Source organism: Paenibacillus oleatilyticus (genome assembly GCF_018998565.1).
GTDB lineage: Bacteria > Bacillota > Bacilli > Paenibacillales > NBRC-103111 > Paenibacillus_G > Paenibacillus_G oleatilyticus.
In genome coordinates, this window is the sequence record NZ_JAHNZO010000017.1 from 45,703 (window position 1) to 70,919 (window position 25,217).

A 25,217-nucleotide genomic window follows, 5' to 3' on the forward strand; every position below is an offset into this window, starting at 1 on the left:
AACCGTACATGGCATCCGCGTCGCAATCCGCAGCTTCCAAGGCTGCTTCCCGGGAAGAAGGGGAAGCCGGTCTGCACCAACAGTCCCGTGCCGTATGGGCTGTTTTTTTCGCGTGTATCATCGCATTCATGGGACTCGGATTGGTCGATCCGATCCTGCCGGCGATCGCCAAAAAAATGAATGCGTCGCAAAGCCAAGTGACTCTTCTGTTCACCAGCTACAATGCCGTGATGGCCGTCGCCATGCTTATCACGGGTGCGATATCATCCCGGCTCGGAATGAAACGGACGCTGCTTGCCGGTATCGTCATCATTGCCTTGTTCTCGGCACTAGGAGGCTTTTCCAACCATATCGGCGCGCTTGTCGGCTTTCGGGGCGGTTGGGGACTCGGAAATGCGCTGTTTGTTGCAACGGCGCTGACCGCGATCGTCACTTTGTCGAAGGGCGGTACGGCACGAGCGATCATTTTATATGAAGCGGCGATCGGCCTCGGTATTTCGGTAGGGCCGCTGCTTGGCGGCTGGTTAGGGGCCATGTCGTGGCGAGCTCCGTTTTTCGGCGTTGCCTCGCTCATGGTGATCGCTTTTGTCGGCCTTATGATATCGATGCCAGCTTCGACCAGCCCGCGGAACGTAAAAGCGCAGACATCTTTACTCGAACCGTTCCGCGCGATGAAACACCGCTCTTTGGTCGTCTTCGGACTGACCGCCTGTTTATACAACTTCGGATTTTTTACGCTGCTCGCCTACTCGCCATTTGTGATGGATTTGGATGAGCACGGGCTAGGGCTTGTGTTTTTGGGCTGGGGCTTATTGCTGGCCGTGACATCGGTCTTCATGGCGCCCAAGCTTCAGATGAAGTTCGGCACCGTAAAGTCGATGTGCGCCATGCTCGTTTTATTTGCGCTGGTGCTCGCGGCAATGGGCATCTGGACCTCCACGCAGTGGGTGGTCATTGCCGCGGTGATTTTCGCCGGCGCTTTGCTTGGGAACAACAACACGCTCATTACGACCGCGGTAATGAACGCCGCGCCGGTGGAACGCTCGACGGCTTCCGCCGCCTACAGCTTTCTGCGATTCATCGGTGGCGCAGCGGCTCCGTACTTGGCAGGCAAACTGGCGGAGTGGTATAACCCGCATGTGCCTTTTCTTGTCGGTGCGGCGTTCGTGCTCGTGTCCGTATTGTTTATCGCGTTCAATCACAGCCATGTGAAGCATGTTGACGACGCCGGAACGGGGCACTAAACGACAAGTCCTTCCTCCTGCGCTTTCCTCACCGCGTCTTCCCGGTTATTCACGCCCAGCTTGGCATAAATCATCGTAGTGCAATTACGAACGGTACCTTCGGAAAGAAATATTTTTTCCGCAATCGCTTTTATGCGAAGCCCCTTCACTAGGGATGCCAGAATTCCCCGCTCACGCTCCGTCAACCCGTAAGGGCAAACGCGCCCTTGCAATTTACGCAGTCCATCCAGTTCTTCCTGCTGCACTTTCATCTCTTTGAAGAGGACATCTGCGATGGACTGGGTAATCAGCGTTTCCCCTTGGTGGACGACCCTTATCGCCTCCACTAACTCGATAGGGGAAACGGATTTCAACAAGTAACCGTTGGCGCCGTTCTTGAGCGTGTCGGTGGCCTGCGAAGCCTCTTCGATGGTTGTCACCATAATAACGCGTAAGGCGGGCCATCGTTCGCGTATTGCTCGAAGCGTACTCGGTCCGTCCAATACAGGCATTCGGACGTCCAGCAGCACCACATCGGGATTCACGTTTGGAATCATATCGAGCGCTTCCTGCCCGTTTCCGGCGAGCCCAACGACTTGCATATCCTGCTGTTGTTGTAAGATCAGCTGCAAGCTTTCTCTGATGATCGGCTGATCGTCAACAAGAAGTATGCGAATGCTTGCTGCTTGTGGCAGAACCGTCTGATGAGGCAGGCAGCAAATAACCGCTACGCCTCCTTCATCCAGACAATGAAGAGATAAATGTCCATCAAGGGCTTCAAGCCGCTCTTTCATCGATTGCAACCCGAATCCGAATTCAATATCCTTGTTCCCATTCCCGTTATCTTCAACCTGCATTCGGATTTGGGATTCTTCAAAGTACAATCCCACTTGTATAAGTGAAGCACCGCCGTGGCGCACGGCATTGGTCAACGCTTCCTGCAAGCAACGATACAGGGGCAGTTTCCGGGACCGACTTAATTCATACTCCTTGCCGTAGATGCGCAGCTTGACGATCACCCCGGTTGCCTGCTGAAATTGCTCGATCAATTCGCGGAACGAGGACTCCAAGGTCGTAAGTGATTCCCCGGTGGTTTGCGCCCAATTGTGAACGATCCCCCTGGTTTCATTCAAACCGCGACGCGCCATGTGAAGCAGGGTGTCCAGTCGATTCACTTCGGTATCGGGCAAGCGAGGTCGAAGCGTTTCCATGCCCATAATTAGCGATGTCATCGTGTGTCCGATCGTGTCGTGCAGCTCTCTGGATATCTTGTCTCTCTCCTCAAGCAGCGTTATTTGCTCCACTCGACTCGCATATTGCTCCAAAATTTGGTTCTGTTCCTTAATGATCAGGCTCTGCTTATGCGTACGGACCAACAATTGAAAGCCGAAGCCGAACCCATACATTCCCAGATGGTACAAGATGGCTTGAAAAGCGATACTATCGAAATCCAGACGAGCGGTATTCCATGCGAGAAAGGGGACAAGAAGAATCGTAGCAGGCCCCGTCCAACGGTATGTTCGTTCCGTGCTATGGAATCCCACGACAAAGGCGATGATCACAAACTGCCACTGCGTCGCTTCAAAATAGTAGTTTACAGCAATGTAAAGGCTCCCGCTCAGCGCAATCTCAGCAATCAAATAAGCGCTGGTGGAATACCGGAAAAACCAATAAGGAATAACAAACGCAAGAACCGAAACGAATAGCACCGCCATTACAGGGTACGGCAAACGGTCATGATATCGAACAAGCCCGATGACAATCGTGATCCACCACAAGAAGCGGATCGTGAAAATGATCCAATCGAACCATGCCCATCGGTTGGCCAATGTCAGCAGGATGAACACCTCATCTCCAGATTTAACTGTCAACCATTATAGCATGCGCCTCCACGAAGCGATATCACGAAGACGAATGACAATGTACAACTTCCCAAAATGACAGGTTCGACCTCATACTCAGCCTTATCGCTACAGCCTGGCGATATCCATCGCTTAAAAACGAAAGGTGAAGATGATGAATATGTCGGATACACGGAAATGGTTGGCCGCTCTACTCGCTTCTTGTTTGTTATTCCTATTGTGCATGCCACGTGCGAATGCGAACGAGGCTTCGCCGTTCTCCGCAGAAGTGTTGGAACAATTGATTGATCCTGTCATGAAGGAGGAAATGAACAAGCTTCATATTCCCGGCGCAGCGGTTGTCATTACACAAGGAGAACGCATCATGTATAGCAAAGGGTATGGCTTCGCCGATCTGGAACAACAAGTGCCCGTTAACCCGGCAAGCACGGTGTTTCGGCTAGGTTCCTTAACCAAATCCTTCACCGCTACGGCTGCTATGCAACTGGTCGAGGAGGGAAAGCTCTCGTTGCATGACGATATCAATGCAGCCCTGAAGGATTACCAGGTTAATGGAAAGTATGGACCGATTACACTCCATCACCTGCTCACGCATACGGCAGGTCTGGATGTAACCATGTATGAAAGAGATAATCGCCAAGGATTGATCCCGCAATGGTCGACGGATACGGTTCGGACGTATTTGGAGAGGCAGCCGCCGGTGTTTGCCCCGGGAAGTAAATTCCTATACAGCAATGCCGGGTCAGGACTTGTGGGAAGTGTGGTCGAACAAGTATCCGGACTTCCCTTGAATGATTACCTGCGGGAACGCTTGTTCCAGCCACTCGGCATGAGCAGCGCGAGCTTGAATCTCCCGCAGGATCGGACCAAGTTGGCCAAGAGCTATGCTTATACGGACAACGGTTATCAAGTGGTTCCTTATTCCGGAATTCATTTTCCCGGAGGAGGAGCCGTCAATATGACGCCGAATGACTTCGCCCCCTACATGATCGCACATTTGTCCAACGGCTCTTTCCACGGCCAGTCCTTGCTTAAACCGGAGACGGTCCGGATGATGCATGCGAAGCAATTCTCTTCTCATGAACGCATGTACGGGATTGGGTATGGTTTTTTTCGGTCGGAGACGGTGAATGGAGTTCCCTACTTGTGGGCGAATGGAGGAATTGACGGATTTAATTCGAAAATGGTGCTCATTCCTTCCCATTCGATCGGTATCTTCATTACCGCCAACACCGGAAATAGCGGAATGGAAATGCACGGGAAAGTCGTTCACGCTATATCCCAAACGATCGACTCGAAGGTAGCCCGCAAGCCACTTCCTCCCTTTGAAAGCTCAGGGAGTGCGATCAAGGAACTGGAAGGACGATACGAGCTGCACTTGGCAGCGGAGCATGGCTGGGCCAAGGGACTTCGCTTGCTGGGCAGCGTACCGTATACGGTTGAAGCAAAAGACGATCAAACCTTAGTGGTGACCGGCTTATTCCAGAACGACGGGCAACAGATGATCAGGAAAGAGTTTACCCAAATAGGTGAAAGGTTCTTCCAAGAAGTCGGCGGGGAGGAACAGCTGTACTTTCATAAAGAACAGGGGAGATGGACGCTGACAGGGCCGATGAACTTCTCCATCCCGCGCACGGCTTCGTTTGAGTCGGGATCTGTCTTGTTGGCTCTCTATGTGGTACCCGGCATTTTGTTCACGCTTATTCCGCTCCTATGGATCGTGAGGTACGCGATACGGCAATGGCGCAAGCAATCGCACAGCATCTCTGTAGTCATTCCAATCATCGCTCTCCTTCAGAGCATATTCTTCATTGTCCAATTCATCTATGGGAATGGAGAGATTCTATACGGATACTCGCAGTTCTATCAGGTAATCGTGGCTTCAATGCCTCTTATTTCGTCGGCCGCAGCTGTTTATTTCTTGATTCGAGTCTTTATTGCCAAGGAGCTTGACCGATGGAAGATCGTAAACGTTGGTATCGCCTTGCTTACGCTCCTTTATACGGCTTACTTGTTCTATTGGAACTTTCTTTCCGTACATTACTCTTAGGATTAGGAGGATACAACGATGTCCCTTAAACGAACGATTGTCTATTATCTGGGGATAACGCTTGGGATTACTTTCATTATGCAAGCGGTGATCGGGGCGGCTTACACCCCCTCAAATATCCTCTTGATGATGTGGGTGCCAGGCTTGGCTGCCGTGGTATTCACCTTGCTGGGCAAGGCGCCGCGGTCCGGAATGCTTGGCTTACGGTTTTGCCATCCCTATGATTTGATTATGGCAGCTGCCATCCCCGCCCTAACGTTTGTCATTACCATCGCAGGCTCGGCTCTATTATTCGAGGGCAGCATCAGATGGGGGGATTACAAGCTTATAGCTGTAACGGACAGCTTCACGCTGAATCTCCTCGTCACGATCCTCGTGGTCGTAGCTAAATCTTGCCTGTTCGCGCTTGGCGAAGAGTTGGGCTGGAGAGGGTATGCGCAAAGCCGGATGATCGCTTCTTTCGGTTCCGTGAAGGGGATTGTGATTCTGGGGATCGTATGGGGATACTGGCATCTCGGGGTTACCCTTACGGGAGCTACCTTTAAAAGCGCGCCGTTGCTAGGGGCACTTGTCTTGATGCCGCTAGCATGCATCGGCATGTCGTTCATGTTCGCATGGCTGACTCTGAAGTCAGGCTCCGTATGGCCTGCTGCTGTGGCTCATGGAATAACGAATATTCTCTTTGATTTCTCGTTCCTCTTAACCGATTATAAAGGAAGCTCGGCTCTGTACTATACTTGGATTATCGCGGTGATGTTACTTATGGGAGGCATCTTTATGTGCTTGATCCAAAGAATGCGGCCCCCGGTGACGAAAGGCACGAACAGAGCTGCCTGATCTCAATTAAGGAATATCTTCTTAGGCCCGAGCACGATCGAATAGACACTCGAACGTGCTCGGGCCTCTTCGGCGCTTATAGAGTTCCGCTCTCCAATTTGTGTTAAGGTTCAGCTGATCGGGTCGATTTCATCTCACACGCTCGTCGATCAATGGTCGAGGAGGAATGCCCCGTTAGATGTAGAATATTTCCAAAGTGGGGAGTGAGAAATCTTCCCGCCCATACGTTAACACGTGTTGAATCCTATAGGAACCGAGGACACGACTAATGAAGCTTCAATTACTATATAACGAATATCTGAATCTAAAATTCAACAGGGGCTTACCGTCCGTTCAAACGGACTCCTTTGAATACGGCCTTTGTGAAGACGATAGCGCGGAATTATTTTTTATCGGTCGGAAGAATGAGTCGTTTATCGAGTGGGCGGATGAATTGCAACCGCAAGATCCGAATTACATCGCAAACCCGGACTGGAAGCCTGTGCTCTCGGCTTTTTTTGAACATCTGGATGTCTATGATGAACTGATCCTCTATTATCTGTTGTTTACGATCAACAAGACGATGTCCATTGTCAAAATCAATCCGTACAATGCCATGAATGATTTTATGAAAAACTATTGTTTTTTTCAGTTAGCTCAATTGTCGGATGCTGCCAGCTTGAACGATGAACAGAGAAAGCAATTACGAGACTTTTTCTTCTTTTTCTACCTTTATACTCACCCGGTGAACGAGGAGACCCTCTACTCCTTTTCATTCCGCGGGCAAGATTTGGTTCATACGAAAACCAATATCCATATGGAGCATTATTTTACGGTATACCACGATTACTACAGCGAGCATCTCGACAAGTATCGAGATACATTATTCATCGCTCCCCATGAAATAAACGCCTGCAAACATCTCACGCTGGAGCTGTTAAGGGCAATCGAGGGAAAATCGCCCAAGCTGGCCATGCCTCCGGAAGAAGGACTGGAAGATGTATTACGGCTGATCAATGACGTTGATGATTTGATCCATAGCTACGCCGAAAATAAAACAACAGTATTCCGGATGATGGGAGACTTTCTCTCTGACCATCGCTCTAACCCTTATCGCGAGCATGGTTTCCGTACGCTGCTTCAGAATTATGTCTGTTATATCCTTTATTTTAAGTTTGATGAAATCAATAATTTGGTGGATTACTTTAAAAGCACTCCGTCATGGTGCGAAACAATTATCAATAAAATTTTTACGGATGCCATCTTTATTCAGAAGATTATGAGGCAGAACCGTATAGATATTACCGAGTATGGGAATGTAGTCGAATTCTTCGACGAGGAGGCCCGAAGGATCTATCTGTAATCAGTTTAACGGGGTTATCGGCGAAAAATGCGAAAGGAGCCTGCCACGGCAGCTCCTTCACAGCATGTTAACCCATCATATGAAGAATGGCTTTGTTTACACATGCTCTAGCTAAATCCACAGCTGTCTTCCCGTCTCGGTCTGTAGCATGAATGTCCGCGCCATATTCTAACAGCATTTCAATCGCGGCGACATTTTCTCTCCTAATCGCTCGATGCAAGGCGGTTTGTTTACAATCATTTCTACATTCAAGATTAGCTCCGTGATCGAGCAGGAATTTAATCCCCACAATGTTATTGAAATCCGCAAAGCTATGTAGAGGAGGGAATGGCTTCTTTTCCTGGTTCACCTCACAGCCCAATCTTAAAATATCTTCCAGCAGGGCTTCGTCTCTACAATGAAGAGCAATCCCGAAGCCCTTTTTATTGACCTCTTTTTGATAAACATCCGGAAATTCCAGACGAATATAATTCACAATATCGCTTGAGTGTTTAAAAGCAATTTCTAGAGGGCTTTGAGTCAGAGAACGTTTTCCCACGTTTGCCCCCTTCTCGGCCAATAGTCTAAATGCCTCCAAATTATTGTGTTTACTGCAAAACTGCAATGCAGTGCCGCTATATTTAAGAACTTTGTCTAAATCGGATTTGCTCGCGTGGGTGACCAGCTCTTTAATTTTCTCCATGTCATTCATATAGCACGCGAATACCAATGTATTCTTAATTTTCTCCGCCTTCAACGATTGCTGTAAGATTTCTTTTCTTTCCTCTTCCTCTGGTTCCAAACCATACCTCTGGTAAATGATTAACTCAAAGGCATCCGTATCAAAAAGCTCAGGATTCGTATCGTTCACAAGGCCATGCTCAACTAATTTGCCAGCGTCGACTTTGATACAAAGAATGCCTTTTCCCAGCATGAGTTCCACAATTTCGTTCCTATATTTATCAAAAAGAGCAACAGTGGTGTGACCATCGTAGGAAACTTCGTTTTCGAAAATGGGAAAATATCCGCTCGTAAACGAATTCTCCGTGCCTAAAATTAAGTAGATATACGTTTTTTCACTTAGCATAGGTTCATTGATAATCGCGTCTACTAAATCAGCAAGGTTGTTCATCTGTTTAGGCCTCCATGTCTTTTCACGATTTCCCTACCTCCCGCGCAAATTTAAGCATTTTGGGAGTGTTCCGAGCAGGAGAACTTCCATTCACGCTGATAGATATATTGCTCGCCCCACTCGCCCAACTGGTCTAATATGGATTTCAACGAAAATCCTAATTCGCTCAGTTCATAGACCACTTTCGGCGGCACTTCATTATATACCGTTCTAATGATGATGCCGTCTTCCTCCAGCTCCCGAAGCTGCTGAGTCAACATTTTTTGCGTAATCTCGGGAATGGCCTTTTTTAATTCGCTCGTTCTCTTCGGCCCGGGGCCGCAGTTTAAATGACATAAAATCAGCAGTTTCCATTTTCCCCCTAAAACCTCCAATGTCGCTTCTGCGGGGATGTTAAACGTCCGTGTTGCCTGCCTTTCCATGGGATAACCATCCTCTCGTCGGTTCTTAGGTATAGTTACTTTTCGGTACCTATATTACTTTTTGGTGCTTATAGAACATAAAAGTGCGTTCTTCCCTTTTTTTCCTGCATAAGAGATAATTTCATCGTACCTCATTCGAAGTAAAAAGTTGAGAGATGGAAGGTGAACTCGATGAAAATCTTGACCGTTGTATCGCACCCCAGGTTGAATTCCTTAACCTTTTCTGTTGCAGACAGGTTTCTGCAGGGACTTGCTGAGGCGGGCCACGAAACGGAGATGCTGGATCTGCACCGCAGCGGCTTTAATCCCGTGTTGTGGGAAGCAGATGAACCGGATTGGTCGTCCGATCGCAAGATCTATTCGCCTGAGGTTGAGGCCGAGATGGAACGAATGAAGAAATACGATGCTCTCGCCTATATTTTCCCGATCTGGTGGTTCAATCTGCCTGCAATGCTCAAGGGATATATCGACCGGGTGTGGAACAATGGCTTTGCGTACGGCTCCAATAAATTACATCATAAAAAAGTACTGTGGCTTGGTCTGGCAGCGGCTCCGAAAGAACTCTTTGAGAAGAGACAATACGATAAGATGCTCTCTCAACATCTGAACATCGGAATCGCCGATTACTGCGGGATCTCTAATAGCAAGGTTGAGATTTTTTACGACACCTTGGATTCGAGGCCGGAAATTTTTGAGAATCTCCTGATGCGAGCTTACCATCTGGGGCTCTATTATGACAACGATGCGGGGGTGTGACTTGCGTTTTTTCATGCACGCGCAGCGAAATCTGTGGTTTGCTCGAAAACAAAAGGACACAGTCCGTTTCACGGGCGTGTCCTCAAGCTGCCAAGTTTTTAAAGAGCTTGTTTGAATAATTATCTTAATTTTTGCAATATCGAGCATACGAAAAGCAAAAGATCGCCCTACCCGGTTAACTGGCCAGGTGGTTGGCGATCTTCTATAGTCGAATCTTCGACGAGGAAGCTCGAAGGATCTATCTGTAATCCAAAGCACTTTCCCACGTCCAATTTTCCGCCGTCACTTGCCGTCAGTTATCCCATAGTTTGCCGCGCTGTATAGTTTCATTTCGGGCTACTCTAACCCATTCCCGCTGCTCTGACACAGTCAGCAAAAGCAGCAAACGCTTTGCTGCGGAACTGCTCTTTTCGAGAAACCAACCGCGTTGTCAGGAACCGGTATGGTTCCGGTACCGTATGGATACGAAGCCGTTCATCATCTGTATCCACGACAGCTTCGGTTAGAAAAGTGTATCCGATCCCAGCTCGCACGCAATTCAGCATCGTATCTAACGTGCTCACCTCGATCAGGTTCTTAGACAATATCCCCTCGTCTTGAAGCCAGTCTTCATTAGCCGCCCGCAATGGACATCCCTTCGGAAATACGACCCAGGTCGCATTCGCTATTTCCAGAGGGGAGAAACCTTCCTTTCTAAGAGCTGACGCTAACAAGAAAACCTCTTCCTGAATCTCATAGGCAACTTGCAGTGGAGAAATATCATACTGGCCTGTGAGGAAGGCGCCGTCCAGCCGGCGGTCCAGCACCATTTCGTAATTTTGCGACGACGTTCCGTTGATCAGGGATAAAGAAACTTCGGGATATTTACGCTGAAACTCGGACAATGCATGAATAAAAAAAGCAGACGAAGCGATGGTCTCCACTACGCCGATCCTAAGCGGTCCGCACGGATGATCAGGCTCTTTGACGGCCACGGCCGCTTCCTCGACCATATTTAAAATGTCTGAAGCGTATTGGCAGAACAGGAGCCCTTTCTCGGTTGGCACTACCCCTTTCAGACTTCTGTGAAAAAGCTGCGTGCCAAGCTCCTCCTCCAACTTACGAATCCTTGCAGTGACGTTTGACTGCACGTAATCGAGCTTCTTAGCCGCCCCGGTGATGCTGCCTTCCTTCATAATGGCCAGCACCATTCGCAGATCGGTTAACTCCATCGCGACTACCTCTTCCTCTAAACCATCATTTTTTTTGATGATATTATCTATATCAATCATTTTACTATATGGGATTAGTGAATTACAATCAGTTTAAGAAAGCAATCCATATCCTGGGCAACTATCTGTGCTGCCTTGGTAACCTTGAAGGAGGAGTTCAAAATGGGCAGCTATCCTAAGCTGTTTTCCGCTTTTGAATTAGGTTCTTTGACATTGCCGAATCGTGCTGTACTATCGCCGATGACCCGGACAAGTGCGGACCCGTCCGGACAAGCGAATGAACGTATGGCCCGTTACTATTCCCGTTTTGCGAAAGGCGGGTTCGGTCTTATCATCACGGAAGGCATCTATCCCGATGCGACGAACAGCCAGGCTTATGAGAACCAACCTGGAATCGCCAATGAGGCGCAAGCGGAGTCGTGGAGACCGGTTGTTCATGCAGTGCAGCAAGCCGGGGGAAAAATTGTCGCTCAGTTGATGCATGCAGGGGCACTTGTTCAAAATAACACATTTACGCCAATCGCTCCGTCCGCGGTGAAGCCTGTTGGAGCCATGCTGCAAGAGCACGGTGGGAGCGGAGAATTTGTTGTCCCGAAGGCGATGACCCTCAAAGAGATCCACGGTGCAGTCGAAAGCTTCGCACAAGCGGCTATTCGTGCGAAACAAGTCGGATTTGACGGCGTTGAAGTCCATGCTGCAAACGGGTACCTTCTCGATCAATTTATCACGGACTATACGAATCTAAGAACAGATGCTTACGGCGGTTCTATGGAGCGGCGAGTCCGCATCCTCGTAGAAGTATTGGAAGCTATCCGTGCTCTCGTTGGCCCCGATTATCTGGTTGGCGTTCGCATCTCGCAAGGGAAAGTGAATGATTTTCACCACAAATGGGCCAATGGCATGGAGGATGCCAGGGTTATTTTCGAACAATTGGCAACGGCATCCCCAAGCTACATCCATACTACGGAATATAAAGCATTTGCACCGGCATTTGCGGAAAGCGGACCCACCCTTGCCGAGTTGGCCAAACGATTCAGCGGCCTGCCAGTCATCGCCAATGGCAAGCTGGGGGAACCTAAACAAGCAGAAGATCTGCTGAGGAAAGGCGACGCCGATCTAGTCGCAATCGGAACGAGCGCTCTCGTTAATCCGGACTGGATCAACAAAGTTCGGAAAGGTAAAGCATTGAATCCTTTCGACCATCATTTTCTGCACCCTATCGCAACACTCAGGGAAGAAGAACTCGTCGTTGACACCTTCTGAACATCCAGCAGCCCCATTCGGCTACAACAAATCCAGCACCTGGACGGCGCTGGATTATTTTTTCTTATCAGGCTCTTAAAGCAGCCAAATGGCTCAGGAATGACGTCACAACAATGTATTTTTCAGCAAGTTCTATCGCATCCATCTTCATGTCACAGCCTTTATGAATCGGCTTAATAAACATGCTCGGTAAACCATCGATCGCTTGCTTATTTAGTTGAAATCTTAAGTACCCTTTATATAGCTTGAAAATATATGGTCATTAGACAATTCTTCGGGGGGTTTACCTTGCCCCTCCCCTAAAACCCCTCCTAATGTAAAACCCCCATTCTGATTTTTGTAATACACATAGATTACACTCGGCTCGTTTTTATAAATCGCTTCAATATAATAATCATTTGTTTTAAAGTCATACTCACCTGAAAGTTGCTGTATTTCTTCTTCTGATAAATGTTCGTCAATATTTAAAGAATAAAGAAATTCTTTTTTGATCTTTTCTTTTTCGTTTGTATCCCCTGACTGACTTCCTATTTTCCCTATTTCATCAAAGGTAAGAGAATTGATCATCAACCCACTTACAATCACTAACCCCAAAAGACTGAATAATAAATACTTCCTTTTATTCATCATAACACCCCTTTCGGTTGTTAATTAATTGGAATAATGATCTTATCATCAAACGTAACAGTTGAAACTTTATATTTAAACTAGCAATATCGAAAATATCCATTTTAGGTTCACTAAAACTACCCACATATAAGTTTCCTTTGTTATCTCTATTAAATTAATTACACTTTCTGTCTCACTCTATCAAGAGAAGGACACCCTTGCTCTTGCCGAACGGTGGGAGAGCCAGCCCCCGTTCGTGCTTAGTATCACCAAACAAAAAATGACATCATGTATCCACCTTCTCTGAAGAAGAGCAGACCATGATGTCATTTATCTTCAATTTTTAGCTTCCTTACTTCGCTTTTCCTTGAGCAATCTATACATCTCCAGGCTATCCTTCAAATGTCCGGCTTCGTCTGTGGTCAGTTCTTCCGGTTCCCCGTTAATAATCAGTCGGTTTATCTTTTTCTTGTCCCCGGGTTCATTCAAACTTCCTACCAAAAGCCAATCAATCGACACGCCATACAATTGCGCAAGCTTCTGCAGCACTTCGTTATCGGGTTGCGATCTATCATTTTCATACTTGGATATTGTTGTAAAGTCGATCCCGATTTTTTGGGCTACTTGCTCCTGTGTCATCTGCTTTCGATTTCTAGATTGTTTTAACCGCTCTCCGAAAGTCATCGGCCCCACCTCTGAGTTCAAGTATACGAAACTTGAACTTTCTTCAAAATGAATTTGACGAAAATTCAATTATTATTTATAATATTGAAGTATCATCAAGTTTCGCATGCAATAAAAAACTGTATTGGAGATGGTACTATGATTTATCTTGTCTGGTTTGGAATCATGGGTCTCATTTCACTTGTTCTTGTTATGATATTTCATACCCGAAAAAAGCCCCATTTTAAAATCATATGGCTACTTCCCGACGAATCAATCCATGAAACAACGGTGCAGAGTATTGACGAAATTATACCTTTACTACACTCCGTGCAAAGAATCAGTATACATAACCTTTCATATCGCTACAGGGAATCCGAGCTCATGATTGATGAAGATGGTTTTAGTCTGGCGGTATCGCTTAAGTGATGCCGCTTTTTCACTATAGCAGCGTTTTCGCCTAACTCGATTTCACTAATAGCTCGTGAATCCAGAATAAACTCTCCCCCACCAATTTATCATACGAACCCATAATTGAACAGGCGATGAGCACTTCTACTTGGTGTGTCTAAGAGGTCGCTAAAATGATATACTGATAATGAACGGAGTTGATTGTTGATGGCTGAACTGCTTGATCCTCGAAATGACTTTCTTTTTAAGCGGATTTTCGGCAGTGAAGAAAATCGCGATGTCTTGCTGGCTTTCCTCAACAGAACGTTTATCGAAGTTGGAAAGCCGCCGCTGACAGAAATTGTTCTTCTTAATCCTTACACTGAAAAAGATGCACCTCGGGATAAGCAGTCCATTCTGGATATTCGGGGCAAAACGTCAGAAGGCGAACTGATCAATGTAGAAATGCAGTTGTTCAATAAGTACGATACCGAGAAGCGAACGCTGTTTTATTGGAGTAAGCTTTATAGTGGACAATTGCAAGAAGGGCAATCCTACAAGATGCTGAAAAAATGTGTTGCCATCAACATTCTCAATTATTCTTTCCTGCCCAACCAGCAATATCATAGTGTATTCCATCTTCGGGAAGAGCGCAGTGGCATTCCGCTGGTTGATGATATTGAATTACACTTTCTAGAGTTGCCAAAACTAGACGACCATGCCGTTCCCGTAGAAAGCGGAGGTCTGGTGAACTGGCTGCTATTTCTGAAGGGTGCCGATAAATCAAATTGGGAGGTGCTGACGATGAACGAGCCTGTATTGAAGAAAGCCATGGATACATTGGAGTTTCTTAGTCAGGATGCGGAAGCCCGCCGATTGTATGAGGATAGACAAAAGTTCCTTCACGACGAGGCTTCCATGATCGAAGGAGCATTGGCCGAAGGAGAAGCCCGCGGCGAGCGAAAGAAGGCTCTTGAAATGGCTAAAGAGCTTCTGGCACATGGTGTGGATATTTCCGTTATTGCTAAAGCTTCGGGACTGCCTGAGTCTGAAATACTGGCTATAAAGGAAAGAAATTAAATACTGAGTGCGAAGAGAGCCATCAATAAATTGATGGCTCATTTTTATCCCCTCTATTCCGAAAGAGGTGTCTCTTGTATATCGGTGACAGATAAAGGCACTTAAAACCCGTCGTGGTGATGAGTGAAATACTTTATGCTGTAGAAGCTGAAGGCTTATTATCCCTTCTAGCATCTATTAAAACTATATCCTTGTTACCTATTAAGCTTAATTCATTAAGTACTGCAATTACTTTTCTATATTCCTTTTCGGAAAAATACAAAATGACTTTTATTGATTTTTTGGTATTATTGGCCAACTCGTATATCTCGACTTGCTTTTCTAGGTTCTTTTTTAATTTGGTGTTACTCGCCAGCTTAAACTCAATAAGAGTTTTATCCTTATCACCACGAGAAATCTTAAAATCAACTGGCCCTCTGCCATTATTTACTTCTCGATTTACATCAGAAGAACTGGCAAACCAAGTGAGTCTGTATAATATTTGCAAATCATTTTACTTCTGAATAGGAACGCCATTAGAATAGAATATCTTGTAACCGTCCTTGTTTTCGATAACATCCTTAAGAAAGATAAGTCTTTGGTGGGCTTCCTCATATGTATCACCAGAATAATCATAAAAGTTTGTACTGGAACTCAGAAGCTTTACCATCTCGCCAAATTGCTTTACATATTTGTTTATGGAAAATAACACCTTGTCTATACTTGTTTTTTCTGCTATATCCCCACGATCTTCCTTATATTTTATATAGTAGTCAATGATTTCAGGATACTCTTTTATTGTTTTAGAAAGCGCCTCCTGTTTGTCTCTTTGGGTAGGTTTTTCAGGAATCTTACTATAAAAATAATTATTAATCTGATCTCTCAGTTCAACATTAGAAATCGCAGGGGGGATCTCAGCAAATCTATTCAGAAGGTCGACTCTACTTATCCATGTTTCATCTTTTGTAAGTATGTCTTTTGGAGTTAGAAGCACATAATCATTATTAAGAAATGGTAAAATGAAGCGATCAGTCTCCCAAACTTCTCTTTCATAATTAAATCGAACACCTCTAACCGCGACTTCTTTTAAATACTTTTCATCTATATGTTCTTTAGCAAGCGCCTCAGTGTAATTTAACAAATACTCATGTATTAAATTTGTCGTAAAATCGCTTATGTTGTCTTTACCGACTCTCTCTTTTATTAGACATAACTTTTCTAAATGCGTCCCTTTCGTCACCTTTTCATTTCCAAAATCACTAAATATATTTTGGAGATTTTCATGTAGAGAAATGGCAAACTCTTTTCCTAGTCCACTTCCCCCATTACCATCCTCACAAAAGCCGAACCAGTTTTGTTTGACTTCAGGAAATTGATACCAAGCCTTTAAAAGACCATCTGTTATTTTAATGCTATTTGATTTTTCTTTAAGAAAATATAAATATTTGAGTATATTATTGTGTAACTGTTTGTACTCTTCTTTTTTGCTGTTAAAGAGAAGAAATGGATCGATAAACAAAGGTAAATCATTAATAAGTGAAATATCAAACGCTCCATACTGCTCAATGATTTGCGCGCTCACCTCAAAAAAATCACTAAAATATACCTTCACCTTATTCACTCCCCTTTTGTTATTTTCAACATGTCATCCAATTCATTGTGAACAAAATGTACTATTCTTATGCCTTATATTATATCATATTTTGGAAAATAATGGGGCAATTTATCGAATTTTGCTCACACACCAAAAACCTAGACTAAAAGTCTTAGAGGCTATTATTGACATTAATTCCCATAACCATTAATAATCCCCGAAGTCATTTCCAATAAATTTTTCACCGTTAATTATGATGCGGTTCTCCGCGCTAGCCGTAACAACAGTAAGAGCTAGGCTATCGTTCAGATAACCTAGCTTATCCTGAATTTCGAAAGTAACATCGTTTAAATAATGAAAAAAGGGCTCAAATCTTTGGTAGAATGGTGTTTGTCCAGAACAACATCGCCCAAAGAAAGGAGCACCTTTTAGGTGAAGTCTACCACAGCCATCCACAAAATCAAGTCCGAATTTTCCCTGCAAAACGCGACCAACTTTGGTGGCGTCAATATCTTTCTGGCCTTTCTCGTAAAAATCAAACTTTCTGAAGCGATGCGCAACCTCTCCGGCGGCAAAGCACGCAACACAATTTTTCCGATTCACCGCATCTTGCTTTACTTCATCGTCGGCTGGATGCTCGGATGCGAACGCATTTTTCATTTTCGTCGTCGTTTGCAACGTGATGCATTGCTCCAGCGGTTTTTCGGCGGTCGCTGTCCGCATCACAGCTTATTGTACAAGGAATTGATCCGGCTGGGGCGTTCTAGCCCCAAACTGGTTCACGAACTGCGGAAACTGAACCATGAGGTCATCCGGCCCTGCTTGCCTGCCAACCTCATTCTCGATTTGGATTCCACCGTGGAGACTGTGTATGGCGATCAATCCGGTGCGGCTAAAGGGACGAACCCGCACAAGCCCGGGCGCAAAAGCTATCATCCGCTACTGGCCTTCGAAGGACAAACCCGGCTCAACCTGAATACGGTTCTCCGACCGGGAAATACCCACTCTTCCACCGACGCTGTCGGCTTCCTGCAACAAACCTTTGACCTGCTTGGCGAGCGCCAGGTGAAATACGCCCGGGTCAACAAAGGTTTCGGGGGCGAGGATTTCTACGGCTTGTGGGAGCGAAAGAATATTGGCTATGTCGGCAAGCTGAAGTGGACCCAGCGACTGGCCAAGGAAGTTCAGGCCTGCCGTTATTGGACGCGCTATGTCGACGAGGACTGGATCATCGAAGGCATTTCTTTGATCTACAAAGCGACGTCTTGGAACAAGGCGCGCCGGGTGGCGGTTATCCGCAAGGCACAAGTGTTCGACGACGGCCAAGGCCGGATTGTGTTCGATACCGACTGGCAGTACGAAGCGATCGTGACCAATCTGGAATGGGAAGCGATCGATTTATGGCGCTTCTACAATCAACGCTGCTGTATGGAAAATTCCATCAAGGAAGCCAAGAATGGCTTCTCCATCAACCGCATCGCGACGGGAGATTTTAAAGCCAACGAGCTGGACTTGGCGATTAAGCTCCTCGCCTACAATTTGTTCGAGCGCTTCAAACGCGACTGTTGCGAACCCGTGCATCTAGGCTACACGATTGCAAGGTTCCGGTTCGAGTTCTTTCATTGCGCGGCGATGCTCGTTCGACACAGTCGATCTGTCGTGCTCAAGCTGATGAAGGAATTCGCCGGCCGCCATGCCTGGAAACGAATCGAAGCGAAAGTAGCCTTGCTGGAATGAAGCTCTCCAAAATTTCACATGGAAAATGAAATCGCCCCTTCATTAGGGAGGAGGGAAGACCGGTCGCTGGGCTCCATACCCTCTTGCCAACATGAATAATTCCCACATTTTTACGTTTTCAATTCGCTGGTTGCACCTTATTACCTTGATCTTGTGGGCTTTCGAAATTCAGGATCATATTTTGTATCAAAATGACGTTTGCAGGCCCAACAACTTGACTCCCCTCAGTCCAGTCCTCTCTTATCTAACCAGTCAATCCAATGTTCAAAAGTCTGAGCCTTTGTTGGGATAGCCATGGTTGAGTTGTCCTTGGAAGTTTCGATTTTCCGCGTTTTACTTCATCTGATATGTCTTCTAAACACTATAGTAGGTATATTTATCCAAACATGGTATAATGATTGTGTGACTTTTTAACTACAATCAAAGGGTGGCTACCGCATCATGATATTGAAATGTCTTGACAGCTTACGTAGCATAAAAGACGTTCATGAATGGTTAAACAGGTGTGCTTCGATTTTTAAGACGCTTGACCATAATGAGCAAATAATAGTTGACCTCAGCAATTTACAATGGGTCTCTCCTGTCGGGAATGCCTCATTAGTCTGCTCACTTCATAAGCTCAACACCCGATATAACTTAAAAGTAAACATTCCTGAAAACGATAGAGATGAGAAAGTTATAGGCTATATGGAGCGCATGGATTTTTTTAAGGTATGTCCTACAATAATAAAAACAGCCTTTGATGATAAAAGAGACATGTCATATTTTTACAATAGAACCCGACATGACCAAACTAACGGTTTATTTGAGCTGCGAGTAGCAAAAGAATATGACGAAATTGGTTCTTTACAATCTTCTGTAAGAGAGATTATGAAGGGCAAGCTTGAACCTAACCGTATTTCAGATATTGCAAGAATTGTCGGCGAACTAGCAGGTAATTCTATAGAACACGGAGGCACAGCTTGTTTTCCTTGTGTTCAGTATTATCCACATCTCAAGAAAGTAGAGATAGCTATTTGTGATTATGGAAAAGGTATTGTAAAAAGCCTGCAAAGGTTTGTACCACATAAAAATTTGCATGAAGTTGTTGAAAAAGCAATTATTACAGAAGCAACCAGTATTGAGGAAGAAGACAGAGGTAGAGGGCTAATAGATGTAAAAAATAGAGCTTTTGGATGGTCTGAAGTCGCTGAGTTCTATGTACGTACCCATGATAGTGCCTATAAAGTTCTTCCGAATAAAGTTACCCTTATAGAAAAGGGCGAATATTTCTATGGAACACATTATTATATTGTTATTAACGCTTCTTAGAATATGACTTGACATAAGGATTCGACGTAAGATAATATAACTTTAGGTTTCAATTTCAGATTTGAAAACAAATAGAAATGGTGAATGCTATGCGTCTTATCACTTTGCTACGAGAAAAAAAGGATTTTATTGACTTAGTCGGTAGAAGACCGACAATTCCAGTAAAAGAATATGTAATCGAGCTAATTGCTGAGGCACCTAGCGGGACAATTTTTTACTATGACATGTCTGAAGTACGTGAAGTAAATGGGTCAGGCATACATGAAGTTATCATAAAACCTATGGAGTGGCTGTACGAAAACTATAAAACCCATAATAAATTTCTAGTGTTAAAAAACCTTAGTGAGGAATTTGACCATTTCTACAATATTCTTCTTACTTGTAATGAAGAAAAAGCATCGGTAATTACTGAGTCAAATGGAAATCATATACCGATTGGTGCACGAGTTGGTGATGCTCTTCGTGAAGTATTGGGTATTGTTTATGAACGCAAGATGGTTTCAGCACGAGAAATATCAGATATTCTGGAGAAAAAACACACTTTAATATCTACACATTTAACAAAATTATACGAAATGCGTCTGGTGAACCGTCAAGAAGATCCTCTTTTAGAAGGTGGAAGACAGTTTACTTACAGTAGCTTGTTTTAGCTTAGGAGGTATATACCTCCTTTTTTAAAAATTAGGTTTCAATTAAACAATTGAAACCTATGAATATAATTGGTTTTCAATTTTATATTTGAAATCAAATCTGGAAAGGAACGATAAACATGCCTATAAAAAGACATCGGATTACCTCTTGCAGAGATCCTAACAAGTGATTCTGAGCAACTACAATTTCTTTGCACATAAAATTGGGTTTATGAAACTTCGATTGATATCGTGTTTTCTCCCTTCAGTATAATGTTATCAACACAATATTTCTTTTCATTAAGGAAAAGTATTGTTCCTGTTGAAATCAATTTCCGCCCAATAAGCAAATCATCAAGAACAAACTGACCCAAAAAGGATCTATTACTGAAAACGTCAACCTTTTGCAATGTATCTTCTCCTTTAGCTCAAAAAAAATTTAACGAGGTGTCTAAATGGAATCGAACAAACTTTTAGAGAATTTGACTTACTTCAAGCAGTTTATTACTAAAACAGGTGTTAGAGAAAAGCTTAGTTACTTAAAAATTTTCCCCGAATTCGAAGCCTTCTATACACAAATCAAAATTGAAAGCAGCGAGGAACGTCCCGCTTGGGTAACTACTTGTTTAACTTTAGTAAAAGGTATTGAAGAAAACCTCCTGTCTAAACAAAATATTGATGAGATTCTCTTTAGACTAATTGAAGATAATTTATTAAACTCTTTTCTTTATAAAATAGACTCTCATAACATTTCATTACATGATATTGACGCGGCTCCAGCTATCCTCAAAGCCTGGGGGGCACCAAGTGAAAATGAACTTCTTAACAACGTCGTATCACAAGAAAGTTCTATGAAATATAAAATTTGTGGATTTAGAATTTCAACTGATCGGACTAACATACGTTTGCTCCTACTAGATGAAGGCTATGTCAAACATCAGCCTAAAAATCAAGATGCTTCTCATGTTGTCTACCCTACCTTAATTGAATTTGATTTCGAAAAAAATCTAACACATATTCGTATTAAGGATATAGAAAATATTTCAAGCGATATTGAAGAGGTTAGAACAGTAAAAGGTCGAGTTTCCAACTTGCTAGAGTTCATTTCAAAACTGTCGCCTTCGATTAAGTTATCTGAATTCACTAATTTTAGAGAATCCTTATTCCTTATCGAAGAGTCTTTATTAGTAGAAAAAAGAGACCAAGCGGAGCAACTTGTTAAGAATTTTAATAATAATATTCAGGATTTTACTGAATTAGTCATTAAAACTTTTAATCCTCCTGCTTCACAAGATGTGCTTTCACCTATTGAATATATCTCTTCTGCTGTTTTATCTATAGTTTCAACTACTATTAAAAACAGTGAGCTAGGAGACATCGTCGGAATACGATTCAGAAATCATAGAGATGATAGCGATTATAAATATGCTGAAATTCATATTGTGGATAGAGATTTTAAGTGCATATCCTCAAATGAACTGTACTGGATAAACCTCCCTGTTCTTAAATCAGAACGCAAGGTTGAACATTTAAAGATCGGAAAGTCATTTGAGAGCGGATTTGCAATCTTCACTTTAGATTTTTCACTAGATACAGCTAACATAAGGTTATTAAAAAGAAGCTCTCACCCAGATGAGGAAATACAAAGACAACCATCTGATCAAAAATATCTTGATGTGGTGGAATTTATATATCCTTTTATGAAGCTGAAAAAATAACATTGGAGGAGCTCACTATTCTACTATGACAAACTACGCTATTGATAAAGTTCTTGGTAAAAAATTTAATATTGAGGAATGGTCTAAAAACTGCCAAAACCGATCAATTGGAGAATGCCCCATTTGCGATGAAGATGTCTTTATAAAAGCGGATAAATCACCTAACCGAAGTACTCATTTCTCTCATTATCCAAACTCTAAATGCCCTACAATAAAGGGGAACAGGAGGCCATTTGTTGATTTGGCTCCCTCCGAAATTGATGAGGAAAATGCAATACAAATTAAAAGTTATGTGATTGAGAACTTATATGCAATTTATTTGAAATGCAATTCTTTGGCAGATGGAATAAAATTTAATGTTTTTAGGGATTTAATTATAACATTCAATCAAAAGAATATATGGAATTATAAAGGTCTGACACTAAAATATATTCCCTATATTTTGTTAACTTGTCGAGATAAATTTCCAAAAAATGAATCTGGGTTTAGAAAAGATGACTTTTACTTTGTTTTCGAACCAAATATGAGATATGGAGACGACTTATGGAACAAACCACATAAAGTAAAACAAAAGATATGGAAGGTTTTACTAAGTAACGGTAATTTTGAAGAATATGAGATTCTTGATGAATGGATTATCGAACCAGAATGGTTTAAAACCACTAGAGACAGAATTCAAGATACAATTAAGTGAGGCTATAATTTATATGCAATGTTTTATATAAAATTTAAAGGTTTATTGTAGATCTATGTATAATATTGTAAAATAAAGTTGTTTGATGTTACATTTACTCCTTAACCGCATCTATAAAATTAATGGTGCATAAACACTAGCACGGGGGGTTTATATGAAAAAACATATTTCTGACCTTCTTAACCGTCCAAGAACTGGACATTCTCACTTAGAATTCGTGGATATTAATGTCTTAAATGACCAAGCATTATTTATTGACCCTTGTTTAATAGAGACTCAACGAGGTCCTTGGTACAATAATGCAACTAAATTGTTGGATAATTTCTTTAATAAATTTTATGAGGCGTACCGTAACAATGATAAACACAAAAAATTAGAATTACTATCCTGTGCAAGAGAAATTAACTATACAAAGTTGGGTTATGGAAAAGGAGATAATGGACACGGAAATACAGCAGAAGGTCTACTAGAAACTTTTAAAAATCTCGAAAGAATGACTTCTAATATATCAACTATTACAAAAGCAATGGACTTACCTGTTATGATTTCAGGCTTCAATGAAGATGGACTTTCAGATATGATAACAAATATTTTACATCTTCAATTGAATCAGTTTACATTAGAACAATTAGCTGTTACTAATGTGGAGCCCAATTCTGAAGACACATTTAATACTTGGGATATAGCCTCATCAACTTGGAAAAAAGTAACTTTACCCTGCTATCGTTATGAAAATAATAAGATTCTCCTAACTCCAAAATATATTGTTAGAAAAAAGTATCTTTTTGGTGCAAATCAATTTTTAATGCGTGTAATTCTAGAAAGGGCTAAGAAAGAAACCGCTTACACTAATTCCAAAGGGAAAACTCGTTATCGGACCACCAAGAAAGAGCTCAAACTAGCAATACCAAAAGAAGATAATAATTGGAGATATACATATGTTACTGAGAAAACAGAAAATGACCAGTCTTTCTTAAAAGACTATCATGATGCTATCCCTAGCTTGTACAGTAATAAAGCAATGACTGATGCTGAATTAGACAAATTTATTTACTAGTCATAACTACTAGTTACTGGCGACTTTTGCCTTGTCAACTCTCACTTTTATATTAATATTATTGTCTTTAAAAGTAAGCTTCAAATAGCCCACACCTAGACGAAGGATGTGAGCTATTTGAAGCTTGCAATATTAGAAACATACGATAAATGCGGCTTTACTGTTCCCTAACCAGCTACACACAGTACTCCAAAGTTGTCCATGATTTATTTACCATCTTGAGATGTAGCATTGAAGATTCAATCTTCAACTCGGTTCTCCGCTTTACCACTATTTGTGATACGGTTCACCGTTCATAATCTTAAATGCGCAATAAACCTTTTGTTCCAGCAGCCAGTTGAATCATGAAAACTTACCGCTAACTCCTTATTTAAAATTTCTACTAAATCTTTCACTCCTTACTCATTTGGATTTTGTCAGTACCTTAAAACAGACTACAACAAATCCAGCCCCTAAACGGTGCTGGATTCTCTTTTGCCGTAAACTTCTTATCCCCTCTTACCCTGCTTCCGATAAGCAGTAAATTCAATATACTCACGGATAAACGCCTTTTCATCCTCCGAAAGCTCATGAACGGAGCCAACAGATTGGAGCTTTTCTCCCAACGAGTCACCCTCTTTTGTGGGCCGGTCTTTACCAGTAACCAGCCAATCCAAGGTGACTTTAAAATACTCCGCGACTCTAACCAACTTATGGATATTAGGTGTGGACCGTTCGCTTTTCCAATCTCCCATGTTGCCCGAGCTGATTCCCATTTCCTTCAGAAAATCACTCTTGGGAATGTTGTTGGCTTCAATCAAGTATTCAATACGTTCGACAATTTCTTTTGAGGACACGAATTTTTCCATAGGTACACCCTTTTATAGCAATTAACACGTAAATACGAAAAAAATATTTACTTTATCGTAAATACGAGTATAATTGGAAATGTGCAGTCTTTTGCTCTCCCAATTATACCACATCTAGGTTGACTTATTAATGTGCAGGGAAATAGCGATAAAGAAGGCTTCACAACCACAGCCTTAGTCACAAACTCATTGAAGTAAACACCTAATAGACTTTAACATACCTCACGTAATTACGAGCATTAACGGATCAGTCGCCTTTAAATCTTTTTATGGAATACAACGGCTAACTACATTTTCATTAGAAAGGTTGCTTGAAGAAATGAATTTACCCACCACAAACACTCATGGTCAAACGCGATGAAACGGCTCAACGTGATTAGCTTACGCATGGTTCGCGAATCGACATACCCCTATAAAACCGACAAGATCCGTTGCCCCGAGGACGCGTATAAGCTTGTGACCGATTACTTAAGCGATGTCGACCGCGAATACTGTCTGCTCATCTGCCTAAGCATCAGAAACACAATAACCGCGCTCGAAGTCGTCTCCATTGGAACGCTCGATGCTGCACTCGTCACGCCGAGGGAAGTGTTCAAATCCGCCATATTGAGCAATAGCGCCAGCATCATTCTAGCGCATTCCCATCCGAGCGGGGACACGACACCGTCACAGGAAGACGTAGAGTTGACCGAACGGGTAAAGAACGCCGGAGATATCCTCGGTATCGAGCTGCTGGACCATATTATCGTCGCGGACGGAAGGCATTTCAGCCTACGGGAAAACGGGCTCATGTAGCCCGCGCCCCCGCAAAAAGAAAACCCGCACCGGGAA

General features: G+C 43.3%; 23 protein-coding genes. 14 read left to right on the forward strand and 9 right to left on the reverse strand.

Going from position 1 to position 25,217, the window contains the following annotated elements; genetic code table 11:
- Window positions 1–8: 8 nt before the first annotated feature.
- A complete protein-coding gene (locus KQX66_RS21250; RefSeq protein WP_216794809.1) occupies window positions 9–1,244 on the forward strand; it encodes an MFS transporter in 1,236 nt (411 codons plus the stop codon).
- On the opposite strand, the gene KQX66_RS21255 is transcribed toward KQX66_RS21250, so the two are convergent.
- Complete coding sequence (locus tag KQX66_RS21255; RefSeq protein WP_253957329.1) at window positions 1,241–3,094, reverse strand: helix-turn-helix transcriptional regulator; 1,854 nt, start codon at window positions 3,092–3,094, stop codon at window positions 1,241–1,243. The two genes, KQX66_RS21250 and KQX66_RS21255, sit on opposite strands and share 4 nt — an antisense overlap.
- A gap of 151 nt (window positions 3,095–3,245) precedes the next feature.
- Here KQX66_RS21255 and KQX66_RS21260 point away from each other — a divergent pair, with 151 nt between their 5' ends.
- From KQX66_RS21260 to KQX66_RS21270, 3 genes are all read left to right on the forward strand, one after another.
- On the forward strand, window positions 3,246–5,135 hold the full coding sequence (locus tag KQX66_RS21260; protein ID WP_284439829.1) for a serine hydrolase domain-containing protein: 1,890 nt from the start codon (window positions 3,246–3,248) through the stop codon (window positions 5,133–5,135).
- Window positions 5,136–5,153: 18 nt separating this feature from the next.
- Window positions 5,154–5,972 (forward strand): CPBP family intramembrane glutamic endopeptidase, encoded by an 819-nt coding sequence (locus KQX66_RS21265; RefSeq protein WP_216794811.1) that lies wholly within the window; start codon window positions 5,154–5,156, stop codon window positions 5,970–5,972.
- A 268-nt stretch (window positions 5,973–6,240) separates the two neighbouring features.
- Window positions 6,241–7,314, forward strand: coding sequence for a hypothetical protein (locus tag KQX66_RS21270; protein WP_216794812.1), 1,074 nt, complete (start codon window positions 6,241–6,243; stop codon window positions 7,312–7,314).
- 67 nt (window positions 7,315–7,381) lie between these two features.
- Here the strand turns inward: KQX66_RS21270 and KQX66_RS21275 are convergent, their stop codons facing one another.
- Together KQX66_RS21275 and KQX66_RS21280 are read right to left on the reverse strand one after the other, a co-directional pair.
- Window positions 7,382–8,425: an ankyrin repeat domain-containing protein gene (locus KQX66_RS21275; protein WP_216794813.1), complete on the reverse strand. Its 1,044-nt coding sequence runs from the start codon at window positions 8,423–8,425 to the stop codon at window positions 7,382–7,384.
- Window positions 8,426–8,475: 50 nt separating this feature from the next.
- Window positions 8,476–8,847, reverse strand: a complete 372-nt coding sequence (locus KQX66_RS21280; protein WP_216794814.1) for a winged helix-turn-helix transcriptional regulator — start codon at window positions 8,845–8,847, stop codon at window positions 8,476–8,478.
- Window positions 8,848–9,018: 171 nt separating this feature from the next.
- Between KQX66_RS21280 and KQX66_RS21285 the strand changes: the two genes are divergently transcribed.
- The gene (locus KQX66_RS21285; protein WP_216794815.1) at window positions 9,019–9,603 is read left to right on the forward strand and encodes an NAD(P)H oxidoreductase; all 585 of its coding nucleotides are present in this window, start codon (window positions 9,019–9,021) and stop codon (window positions 9,601–9,603) included.
- Window positions 9,604–9,944: 341 nt separating this feature from the next.
- Here the strand turns inward: KQX66_RS21285 and KQX66_RS21290 are convergent, their stop codons facing one another.
- Complete coding sequence (locus KQX66_RS21290; RefSeq protein ID WP_216794816.1) at window positions 9,945–10,814, reverse strand: LysR family transcriptional regulator; 870 nt, start codon at window positions 10,812–10,814, stop codon at window positions 9,945–9,947.
- Between the two features lie 162 nt (window positions 10,815–10,976).
- Between KQX66_RS21290 and KQX66_RS21295 the strand changes: the two genes are divergently transcribed.
- Window positions 10,977–12,077, forward strand: a complete 1,101-nt coding sequence (locus tag KQX66_RS21295; RefSeq protein WP_216794817.1) for an oxidoreductase — start codon at window positions 10,977–10,979, stop codon at window positions 12,075–12,077.
- A gap of 225 nt (window positions 12,078–12,302) precedes the next feature.
- On the opposite strand, the gene KQX66_RS21300 is transcribed toward KQX66_RS21295, so the two are convergent.
- Both KQX66_RS21300 and KQX66_RS21305 read right to left on the reverse strand, forming a co-directional pair.
- Window positions 12,303–12,704, reverse strand: a complete 402-nt coding sequence (locus KQX66_RS21300; protein ID WP_216794818.1) for a hypothetical protein — start codon at window positions 12,702–12,704, stop codon at window positions 12,303–12,305.
- 318 nt (window positions 12,705–13,022) lie between these two features.
- Window positions 13,023–13,370 (reverse strand): helix-turn-helix domain-containing protein, encoded by a 348-nt coding sequence (locus KQX66_RS21305; protein WP_216794819.1) that lies wholly within the window; start codon window positions 13,368–13,370, stop codon window positions 13,023–13,025.
- A 597-nt stretch (window positions 13,371–13,967) separates the two neighbouring features.
- Here KQX66_RS21305 and KQX66_RS21310 point away from each other — a divergent pair.
- Entirely contained in the window at window positions 13,968–14,819 is an 852-nt protein-coding gene (locus KQX66_RS21310) for an Rpn family recombination-promoting nuclease/putative transposase (protein WP_216794820.1), read from the forward strand.
- 133 nt (window positions 14,820–14,952) lie between these two features.
- On the opposite strand, the gene KQX66_RS21315 is transcribed toward KQX66_RS21310, so the two are convergent.
- Together KQX66_RS21315 and KQX66_RS21320 are read right to left on the reverse strand one after the other, a co-directional pair.
- Window positions 14,953–15,306, reverse strand: coding sequence for a DUF8371 domain-containing protein (locus KQX66_RS21315; RefSeq protein ID WP_216794821.1), 354 nt, complete (start codon window positions 15,304–15,306; stop codon window positions 14,953–14,955).
- Between the two features lie 6 nt (window positions 15,307–15,312).
- Window positions 15,313–16,410 (reverse strand): DUF8370 family protein, encoded by a 1,098-nt coding sequence (locus KQX66_RS21320; protein WP_216794822.1) that lies wholly within the window; start codon window positions 16,408–16,410, stop codon window positions 15,313–15,315.
- Window positions 16,411–16,824: 414 nt separating this feature from the next.
- Between KQX66_RS21320 and KQX66_RS21325 the strand changes: the two genes are divergently transcribed.
- The 6 genes from KQX66_RS21325 to KQX66_RS21350 all read left to right on the forward strand — a co-directional run bounded on the left by KQX66_RS21325 (window position 16,825) and on the right by KQX66_RS21350 (window position 23,538).
- Window positions 16,825–18,129: an IS1380 family transposase gene (locus tag KQX66_RS21325; RefSeq protein ID WP_216794823.1), complete on the forward strand. Its 1,305-nt coding sequence runs from the start codon at window positions 16,825–16,827 to the stop codon at window positions 18,127–18,129.
- 441 nt (window positions 18,130–18,570) lie between these two features.
- On the forward strand, window positions 18,571–19,440 hold the full coding sequence (locus KQX66_RS21330) for a hypothetical protein (RefSeq protein ID WP_216794824.1): 870 nt from the start codon (window positions 18,571–18,573) through the stop codon (window positions 19,438–19,440).
- Window positions 19,441–19,529: 89 nt separating this feature from the next.
- The gene (locus KQX66_RS21335) at window positions 19,530–20,090 is read left to right on the forward strand and encodes an ArsR family transcriptional regulator (RefSeq protein ID WP_216794825.1); all 561 of its coding nucleotides are present in this window, start codon (window positions 19,530–19,532) and stop codon (window positions 20,088–20,090) included.
- A 434-nt stretch (window positions 20,091–20,524) separates the two neighbouring features.
- Window positions 20,525–21,787, forward strand: coding sequence for a hypothetical protein (locus KQX66_RS21340; protein ID WP_216794826.1), 1,263 nt, complete (start codon window positions 20,525–20,527; stop codon window positions 21,785–21,787).
- A gap of 25 nt (window positions 21,788–21,812) precedes the next feature.
- The gene (locus KQX66_RS21345) at window positions 21,813–22,481 is read left to right on the forward strand and encodes a competence protein CoiA (protein ID WP_216794827.1); all 669 of its coding nucleotides are present in this window, start codon (window positions 21,813–21,815) and stop codon (window positions 22,479–22,481) included.
- 154 nt (window positions 22,482–22,635) lie between these two features.
- The gene (locus KQX66_RS21350) at window positions 22,636–23,538 is read left to right on the forward strand and encodes a DUF8370 family protein (RefSeq protein WP_216794828.1); all 903 of its coding nucleotides are present in this window, start codon (window positions 22,636–22,638) and stop codon (window positions 23,536–23,538) included.
- Between the two features lie 488 nt (window positions 23,539–24,026).
- Here KQX66_RS21350 and KQX66_RS21355 read toward each other — a convergent pair whose 3' ends face one another.
- The gene (locus tag KQX66_RS21355; protein WP_216794829.1) at window positions 24,027–24,386 is read right to left on the reverse strand and encodes a helix-turn-helix domain-containing protein; all 360 of its coding nucleotides are present in this window, start codon (window positions 24,384–24,386) and stop codon (window positions 24,027–24,029) included.
- Window positions 24,387–24,773: 387 nt separating this feature from the next.
- On the opposite strand from KQX66_RS21355, the gene KQX66_RS21360 reads away from it, so the two are divergent.
- Window positions 24,774–25,181 (forward strand): JAB domain-containing protein, encoded by a 408-nt coding sequence (locus KQX66_RS21360; RefSeq protein ID WP_253957338.1) that lies wholly within the window; start codon window positions 24,774–24,776, stop codon window positions 25,179–25,181.
- Window positions 25,182–25,217 lie beyond the last annotated feature (36 nt).

What these genes read in the sequence shown, in the direction of transcription:
- KQX66_RS21250 (WP_216794809.1), top strand. Translation starts at nt 9, where the DNA reads ATGGCATCCGCGTCGCAATCCGCAGCTTCCAAGGCTGCTTCCCGGGAA.
- KQX66_RS21260 (WP_284439829.1), top strand. Translation starts at nt 3,246, where the DNA reads ATGTCGGATACACGGAAATGGTTGGCCGCTCTACTCGCTTCTTGTTTG.
- KQX66_RS21265 (WP_216794811.1), top strand. Translation starts at nt 5,154, where the DNA reads ATGTCCCTTAAACGAACGATTGTCTATTATCTGGGGATAACGCTTGGG.
- KQX66_RS21270 (WP_216794812.1), top strand. Translation starts at nt 6,241, where the DNA reads ATGAAGCTTCAATTACTATATAACGAATATCTGAATCTAAAATTCAAC.
- KQX66_RS21275 (WP_216794813.1), bottom strand. Translation starts at nt 8,425, where the DNA reads ATGAACAACCTTGCTGATTTAGTAGACGCGATTATCAATGAACCTATG.
- KQX66_RS21280 (WP_216794814.1), bottom strand. Translation starts at nt 8,847, where the DNA reads ATGGAAAGGCAGGCAACACGGACGTTTAACATCCCCGCAGAAGCGACA.
- KQX66_RS21285 (WP_216794815.1), top strand. Translation starts at nt 9,019, where the DNA reads ATGAAAATCTTGACCGTTGTATCGCACCCCAGGTTGAATTCCTTAACC.
- KQX66_RS21290 (WP_216794816.1), bottom strand. Translation starts at nt 10,814, where the DNA reads ATGGAGTTAACCGATCTGCGAATGGTGCTGGCCATTATGAAGGAAGGC.
- KQX66_RS21295 (WP_216794817.1), top strand. Translation starts at nt 10,977, where the DNA reads ATGGGCAGCTATCCTAAGCTGTTTTCCGCTTTTGAATTAGGTTCTTTG.
- KQX66_RS21300 (WP_216794818.1), bottom strand. Translation starts at nt 12,704, where the DNA reads ATGAATAAAAGGAAGTATTTATTATTCAGTCTTTTGGGGTTAGTGATT.
- KQX66_RS21305 (WP_216794819.1), bottom strand. Translation starts at nt 13,370, where the DNA reads ATGACTTTCGGAGAGCGGTTAAAACAATCTAGAAATCGAAAGCAGATG.
- KQX66_RS21310 (WP_216794820.1), top strand. Translation starts at nt 13,968, where the DNA reads ATGGCTGAACTGCTTGATCCTCGAAATGACTTTCTTTTTAAGCGGATT.
- KQX66_RS21330 (WP_216794824.1), top strand. Translation starts at nt 18,571, where the DNA reads ATGATATTGAAATGTCTTGACAGCTTACGTAGCATAAAAGACGTTCAT.
- KQX66_RS21335 (WP_216794825.1), top strand. Translation starts at nt 19,530, where the DNA reads ATGCGTCTTATCACTTTGCTACGAGAAAAAAAGGATTTTATTGACTTA.
- KQX66_RS21340 (WP_216794826.1), top strand. Translation starts at nt 20,525, where the DNA reads ATGGAATCGAACAAACTTTTAGAGAATTTGACTTACTTCAAGCAGTTT.
- KQX66_RS21345 (WP_216794827.1), top strand. Translation starts at nt 21,813, where the DNA reads ATGACAAACTACGCTATTGATAAAGTTCTTGGTAAAAAATTTAATATT.
- KQX66_RS21350 (WP_216794828.1), top strand. Translation starts at nt 22,636, where the DNA reads ATGAAAAAACATATTTCTGACCTTCTTAACCGTCCAAGAACTGGACAT.
- KQX66_RS21355 (WP_216794829.1), bottom strand. Translation starts at nt 24,386, where the DNA reads ATGGAAAAATTCGTGTCCTCAAAAGAAATTGTCGAACGTATTGAATAC.
- KQX66_RS21360 (WP_253957338.1), top strand. Translation starts at nt 24,774, where the DNA reads ATGGTTCGCGAATCGACATACCCCTATAAAACCGACAAGATCCGTTGC.